Raw genomic sequence first — 913 nt, 5'->3', positions numbered from 1 at the left:
AGGCACTGGCAATCCAGACCTGGGTCGAGTGGCCATCCAAATACACGTCGTCGCCCTGCGCGGGCTGTGGATCCGACGACGCCGTCAAGTGACCGGGATCGAAGGTGATCACCACCCCATTGTTCAGAGTTACCGTCAGTGGGGTATCGATCGGCGCGTAGTCCACCTGCGCCGTATAAATGATCGTCTGGTTCTCCAGCACCACGACGTCGTGCAGCGTCACGAAATTGGTGGTGATCGTGTCGTTGACGTGCGCCGTCGCCGCCGCCGTCCCGACCACCAGGTTCTCGAAATTGCCGCCCGTCGCACCGGTGATGGTCGCCGTCAGGCTGGTGCTATCCAGATAAGGATCCTCGTTGTTCGGCGGAACCGGTGCCACGGTCAACGTGCCCGTGGTCTGGCCATCGTGGATCGTGATGGCGCCCTGGTCGGTCGTGATGACCGTATCGCCGTGCGAGACGTTCGACAGCGTCGCCGTGAACACGTAGTTCGCCGACGGCCCCTCCAGCACCGTCGAGGCGCTCAAGTCCACCGTCGTCGTGTCGATGGTGTCGTTGACCGTCACCGTGGCAGTGCCGTACTTGGTGAAGTCGACCTTCTCGAAGCTTCCGCCGGAGGCACTGGCAATCCAGACCTGGGTCGAGTGGCCATCCAAATACACGTCGTCGCCCTGCGCGGGCTGTGGATCCGACGACGCCGTCAAGTGACCGGGATCGAAGGTGATCACCACCCCATTGTTCAGAGTTACCGTCAGTGGGGTATCGATCGGCGCGTAGTCCACCTGCGCCGTATAAATGATCGTCTGGTTCTCCAGCACCACGACGTCGTGCAGCGTCACGAAATTGGTGGTGATCGTGTCGTTGACGTGCGCCGTCGCCGCCGCCGTCCCGACCACCAGGTTCTCGAAATTGCC

1 protein-coding gene is annotated in these 913 nt (G+C 62.0%); it reads right to left on the bottom strand.

Translation table 11 applies throughout. From position 1 onward, the window contains the following. The coding region (locus E4K65_RS48125) for an immunoglobulin-like domain-containing protein (RefSeq protein ID WP_209312171.1) at positions 1 to 913 on the bottom strand (913 nt) is incomplete at both ends.

The sequence above is a fragment of the Bradyrhizobium niftali genome (assembly GCF_004571025.1).
GTDB classification, from domain to species: Bacteria; Pseudomonadota; Alphaproteobacteria; order Rhizobiales; family Xanthobacteraceae; genus Bradyrhizobium; species Bradyrhizobium niftali.
The sequence above is the reverse complement of the archived record's forward strand: the minus strand, read 5'-3'. Positions and strand labels throughout refer to the sequence as shown.